Source organism: Rodentibacter sp. (genome assembly GCF_057314195.1).
This window is the reverse complement of sequence record NZ_DBHLAM010000007.1, coordinates 1-5,988: the sequence shown is the minus strand read 5'-3', so window position 1 is coordinate 5,988 and position 5,988 is coordinate 1. Positions and strand designations below refer to the sequence as shown.

Below are 5,988 nucleotides of genomic sequence, written 5' to 3'. Positions count from 1 at the left end.
TCACCGACACGCTCAGAAAATCCGTCACCATCGACTGGCAATACAAAGAAGGCGTACGCGCCAAAATGCGTATTCTCGTTAAACGTGCCTTGCAACGTTACAAATATCCACCTGATAATCAGGAAGAAGCCGTCAGTTATGTGATTAAACAAGCTGAGGAAATTGCCGAGGATTTAACAGCTGAAAAATAAGCATAAGTGGCAATCACGCGTAACAAAAAACCGAGCTATTTAGCTCGGTTTCTTTTTTATATCTACTATTTTGCTTCAGCTTGAGTCTTTTTCTCTTCCAATTCTTCCCATCGTAAAAAAGCGGTTTCCAGCTCAGCCTCGGTATCCGCCAGTTCTTTTAGCTTCGCATTTGTCACGTCATGGGATTGCTGAAAAAAATCGGGTTCGCCAACTTCGGCTTGCAGAGAAGTGAGTTTTTTCTCTAATTCTTCCAATAATTGCGGCAATTGTTCCAGCTCACGCTGCTCTTTATAAGAAAGCTTGACACTCTTGGGTTTCAATGCGGTGCTCTTTGAGGAGTTCTCTTTAGCGTTCAATGCGGTGCTCTTTGAGGAGTTCTCTTTAGCTTTCAATGCGGTGCTCTTCGGCACTTCCAATGTCGATTTAGCGAGAAAATAATTGGCCTGCTGTTGTTTTGCATCGAAAAAGCCGCCGACGTATTTGTTCAGCACGCCGTCGCCTTCAAAGATGTAGCATTCCGTGGCGGTATTATCAATAAACTGACGATCGTGGCTGACGATAAGCAACGTGCCTTGGTAATCAGTCAGGATTTCTTCTAGCAATTCCAAGGTTTCCACGTCCAAATCGTTAGTCGGTTCATCGAGAATCAATAAATTATTCGGTTTTAACAAGAGTTTTGCCAATAACAGGCGGTTTCGTTCGCCGCCGGAGAGGGCTTTGACCGGCGTCATGGCGCGTTTCGGTGGGAACAAGAAATCCTGTAAATAGCCCAACACATGGCGTTTGATGCCGTTGACTTCCACGTCTTGTTTGCCATCAGCGACGTTATCCATAACGGTTTTTTCCGGATCAAGATCTGCGCGGTATTGATCAAAATAAGCAATGTCTAATTTCGTACCGCAACGAATGGAACCACTTGTCGGCTGAATTTCACCGAGCAACAATTTGATAAAAGTGGTTTTACCGCAACCATTCGGACCAACTAAGGCGATTTTATCGCCACGTAAAATGGTAGTACTGAAATTTTTAAGAAGCGGTTTGCCATTGATGTTGTAGCTGACGTCTTCCATTTCAAACACGATTTTACCGGAGCGGCTGGACGTATCTAACTGCAATTTTGCCGTGCCGAGCACCTCGCGGCGTTGGCGACGTTCTTCACGCATGGCTTTTAACGCGCGCACACGCCCTTCATTACGGGTACGGCGGGCTTTGATGCCTTGGCGAATCCAGACTTCTTCCTGCGCCAAGCGTTTATCGAATAATTCATTTTGTAATGCTTCCACCCGCAAATTTTCTTCTTTGGTAGTAAGGTATAAATCATAGTTGCCGGGGTAAGAAACCAATTTACCGCGATCTAAATCTACAATGCGGGTCGCCATTTTGCGGATAAAAGAACGGTCGTGGGAAATAAATACAATGCTGCCACTAAATTCTAACAGGAAATTTTCTAACCATTCGATAGCATTCACATCTAAATGGTTCGTTGGTTCATCTAACAACAATACATCAGGATTACACACCAACGCACGCGCCAAAGCAGCTTTACGCAACCAACCGCCGGATAAATCGGCGAGTTTAGTCTTTGGGTTTAATTCTAATTTTTGTAATACTTCATTGATTTTATTTTCAAATCGCCATCCATTGGCATGTTCCAGTTTAGCTTGGATTTGAGACAGCTGATTTAAGGTCTGTTCGCTGTAATGTTGCTCCAATTGCACAGAAATATGATGATATTCCTTCAACAAATCGGCCAAATGTCCAATCCCTTCGGCCACATAATCAAAAACATTGCCTTCAGCATGACGTGGCGGATCCTGTTCTAAACGGGAAACCACCAAGTCTTTTTCATATTGCACCTTGCCGTCGTCCATGGTGACATCACCGGCAATAATTTTGAGTAATGTGGATTTGCCTACACCATTGCGACCGACCAAACAAACACGTTCGTTAGGTTCTATATGTAACTCTGCGCGATCTAACAAAGGCGCATCGCTGAAAGAAAGATATCCGTTGGTTAAACTAATAAGTGCCACAATTACCTCATTAAAATTTTTGAAAATAGACCGCATTTTTAATGCAGATAGAAAGGAAAATGGATTGGTCAATGCCAATCCATTTATTTTTAGCCGCCGGCGAGTTTCACCTTGAAGCCTTTTTGTTCTAACAGTTGCTTTAATAAATCGCGTTTATCGCCTTGGATTTCAATATTGCCACCTTTCAGCGAACCGCCACAACCGCAGCATTTTTTTAATTCTGTGGCGAGTTTTTTTAATTCATCATCACTTAAATCCAAGCCGCTGATTAACGACACGCCAGCACCTTTCCTACCGCTGGTTTGCTTTTGAATACGCACAATACCGTCGCCTTTCGAACATGTCGATATCGCTTTTTCTTGTTTAATACGTCCACTTTCAGTGGAATAAACTAAAACTGAATCACTCATTATGATTATGCAATTGAGGCGTTGATAGCACGAAGCACATCGGCTGGATTATCCGCTTGAGTTATCGGACGACCGATTACCAAATAATCCGAACCGGAACGTAATGCAGCAGCCGGTGTCATTACTCGGCGCTGATCACCGAAATCGCTACCGATTGGACGTATTCCAGGGGTAATTAATTTAAAATCCTTTCCGCAACTATTGCGTAAAATTTCCACCTCTTGCGGAGAACAAACTACGCCGTCTAATCCTGCTCGTTGAGTCAAATGCGCTAAACGCAATACTTGTTCCATCGGCGAGGCATTAATGCCGATTTGAAGTAAATCTAAATCCTCCATACTGGTTAAAACGGTAACGGCGATTAAAAGCGGCGCGTCTTCACCATAAGGCTCAAGGATTTTTTTTGCTTCTTCCATCATTTTCAAGCCACCGCTAGCGTGTACATCCACCATCCATACGCCTAAATCGGCAGCTGAACGCACTGCTCGCGCTACAGTGTTCGGGATATCATGAAATTTTAAATCAAGAAAAACATCGAAATTGCGATCGTGCAATTGTTTCACAAAGCTGCTACCCAGCGTTGTAAACATTTCTTTACCGACCTTTAAGCGACATAAGTCAGGATCGATTTGATCAACTAATACAAGCGCTTCGGCTTCCGTTTCATAATCCAGGGCGACAATAACTTTACTGGTCATAATTTTACCTCTCTGTGTATTTTTTAATTATGCTCTTGTGCGGATAAAGGTTTGATAGTTTCCCAATGACGACATGACGGGCAATTCCAAAGTAATTTATGAATTTGATACCCGCAATTGGAACAACGATAAGCGGCACTTTGTTTAATACGTTCGCCTACCATTTTGTGAAGTAAAATTAAACTGTCTTTTCCGCGCCCCTCTTCCGCATCGTCAATTTGATATTGAATAAAACGATGGAAAATTAAGGTACTTGGTTTTTTGCTCAGCTGTTGATAAAGCTTCGTCTGCGCCGCGGCTTTGCCATCTTTTTCTTCGAGTAATTTTGCCAATGCTAAATCTACTTCATCATTTTTAACTTGTTGTTCAGCGCGAATTAAAAATAATTCAAAATTATCCAGTTGATCTAATTTTTTATAGCAAAGCTTTAAACTTGAAAGAACTTCGCCAATATAATCCGGATTTTGTCGAAGCACTTCTTCTAAGTTTTTAATCGCTTGAGGATAATTTTCTTCCTCCATATCTAACTCAGCAAGCAATATTGAAGCCCTTACGCAACGAGAAGAAACCAACAAAGCTTTTTGTAAAATTTGACGCTTTTCGATGGTATTTTCACTGTTCAAACTTTGAACATATTCACAATAACACTGCGCTAGTTCAATATTGTTTTCTTGCGGATAAATTTTCGCAAGCTTTTCTGCGATATTAACGGCTTTTTTCCATTCTTTAGTTTTTTGGTAAATAACTAAAAGCTGCTGTAGAGCATTTTCAGCAAATTCAGGTTCATCCACTAATAAAATATAGAGATTTTCCGCGCGATCCAAAAAACCTATCGTCATAAAATCACGAGCAAGCTGTTGTTTAGCAAGAAGTTTTTGTTCGAATGTATAATTAGGACTGCGATCTAACGCCTGATGAATACGCAATGCGCGATCAACCTCGCCGCGTGAACGGAATAAATTACCAAGCGTTAATTCGGCTTCAAACTGAGAACGGCTTTCGATTTCATTTTCGTTTTCTTGTTTCTGTAACATATGCAAAAACAAATCTACGGCTTTATCGGTTTGATTGGATAGTAAAAAATTAACACCCGTGACATAGTCACGGGAAAGTTTGTTACTAATATCTTCCTGATCTCTTTTTGCGCTACGTTGCCCCATATACCAGCCATATGCAGCGGCAATTGGCAAAAGCAGAAAGAGTAACTCAAGCATTATTCAGCCTTTGCCTTATCGCGTGTTGTGGTTAATTCGTTAATCTGTAAGGTTTGACGTTTAATTTGCCGACTTAATGCCATATTTTTAATTTTTAATTTCAAATAGAAAAAGCCCGTAATAAACCAACCTAAAATCAAACCTAATCCAAATAAAATTGCGACCAATGTTGAAAGTTGAAATTGGCTTTGGGCGACAATGTAATTAAACGTAATAATTTGATCATTATTTGCGCCGACAGTAATTGCGACAAGTACAATCGCCAAAATAATAATAAAACCTAAAATATATTTGATCATATGGAAACCCTTTAAGAAATATAGTCTTACTACATTAAAATCATTACGAAAAAAAGACACCTAAGTGTCGTAATTTCATTTATTGTGAGTTTTAAGCGAATACATCCACTCGTTCTTTTAACACTTTACCCGCTTTAAAATGCGGTATGCATTTTGCATCTAATTTTACCGAATCACCAGTTTTCGGATTTCTTCCAAGACGAGGTTGACGGTAATGAAGAGAAAAACTACCAAAACCTCGAATTTCCACGCGATTAGCATCTTCTAATGATTGTGCTATGAGTTCTAGAATATCTTTTACAGTGCCTTCTATTTCCTTTATCGCTAAAGAAGGATGTTTCGCGGATAAATTTTCGATAAGCTCTGACTTTGTCATCTCATTTCTCCTCTTTTACCTACTCATATACAAGCTTTATGATAAATCTTATTGATAATTCATTATTTTGAATAAGTTATCAATAAAATTTATAAAAATAAGGCTGGGTTTCCCCAGCCCTCTTAGAATAAATAAATTATTCACCTTTAGCCGCTTTAAAAGCTTCAGCCATTGCGTTTGGAATAACAACATCTTCTTGCTTGTTATTTACATTTGCAATTGCAGCCGCTTCTTCTGCTTGATCTTTAGCGCGAACAGACAAATGAACGATACGAGCTTTACGATCTACACCGGTGTATTTCGCTTCAACAACATCACCGGAAACAACTTCGCTAGTTAAATCAGCTGCGCGAATGTAACCCTCTGCGCCACCAGCCAATTCAACTTTGGCACCTTTCGCATCAGCTTCAACAACAGTTGCAGATACTACTGCGCCTTTTTTGTTAATCGCTACGAAATTGTTGAACGGATCTTCTTCAAGTTGTTTGATACCTAAAGAAATACGCTCTTTCACTGCATCTACGGCTAATACTACTGCAGAAACTTCGTCACCTTTTTTGTAGTTACGAACTGCTTCCTCACCTGGAACATTCCAAGAAATGTCAGATAAGTGAACCAAACCATCAATACCACCATCCAAACCGATGAAGATACCAAAATCGGTGATAGATTTGATTTTACCGACAACTTTATCGCCCTTATTGTACATTTCGGCGAATTGAGTCCATGGGTTAGGTTTGCATTGTTTTAAACCTAAAGAAATACGA

Annotated in this window: 7 protein-coding genes and 1 pseudogene; 1 reads left to right on the top strand and 7 read right to left on the bottom strand. The window is 40.3% G+C overall.

The window, feature by feature from the left end; all coding sequences use genetic code 11:
- The coding region (locus ACO59Y_RS01045; protein ID WP_486129875.1) for a type I restriction enzyme endonuclease domain-containing protein at positions 1 to 191 on the top strand (191 nt) is incomplete at its 5' end.
- A gap of 13 nt (positions 192 to 204) precedes the next feature.
- On the opposite strand, the pseudogene ACO59Y_RS01040 reads toward ACO59Y_RS01045, so the two are convergent.
- The 7 genes and pseudogenes from ACO59Y_RS01040 to ACO59Y_RS01010 form a co-directional block, all read right to left on the bottom strand.
- A pseudogene (locus ACO59Y_RS01040) lies at positions 205 to 2,224 on the bottom strand (ABC transporter ATP-binding protein).
- An 89-nt stretch (positions 2,225 to 2,313) separates the two neighbouring features.
- On the bottom strand, positions 2,314 to 2,634 hold the full coding sequence (gene yciH, locus ACO59Y_RS01035) for a stress response translation initiation inhibitor YciH (RefSeq protein ID WP_486129873.1): 321 nt from the start codon (positions 2,632 to 2,634) through the stop codon (positions 2,314 to 2,316).
- Positions 2,635 to 2,639: 5 nt separating this feature from the next.
- The gene (pyrF, locus tag ACO59Y_RS01030; RefSeq protein WP_486129870.1) at positions 2,640 to 3,332 is read right to left on the bottom strand and encodes an orotidine-5'-phosphate decarboxylase; all 693 of its coding nucleotides are present in this window, start codon (positions 3,330 to 3,332) and stop codon (positions 2,640 to 2,642) included.
- Positions 3,333 to 3,355: 23 nt separating this feature from the next.
- Entirely contained in the window at positions 3,356 to 4,546 is a 1,191-nt protein-coding gene (gene lapB / locus ACO59Y_RS01025; RefSeq protein WP_486129868.1) for a lipopolysaccharide assembly protein LapB, read from the bottom strand.
- Positions 4,546 to 4,845 carry a LapA family protein gene (locus tag ACO59Y_RS01020; protein WP_373602808.1) on the bottom strand — a complete coding sequence of 100 codons (300 nt, stop codon included), beginning with the start codon at positions 4,843 to 4,845 and terminating at the stop codon, positions 4,546 to 4,548. Before ACO59Y_RS01020 ends, lapB begins: the two co-directional genes overlap by 1 nt.
- Before the next feature lie 91 nt (positions 4,846 to 4,936).
- Positions 4,937 to 5,221 carry an integration host factor subunit beta gene (locus ACO59Y_RS01015; RefSeq protein WP_486129866.1) on the bottom strand — a complete coding sequence of 95 codons (285 nt, stop codon included), beginning with the start codon at positions 5,219 to 5,221 and terminating at the stop codon, positions 4,937 to 4,939.
- Positions 5,222 to 5,357: 136 nt separating this feature from the next.
- Positions 5,358 to 5,988: S1 RNA-binding domain-containing protein (locus tag ACO59Y_RS01010; RefSeq protein ID WP_486129864.1), on the bottom strand; the 631-nt coding region annotated here is incomplete at its 5' end.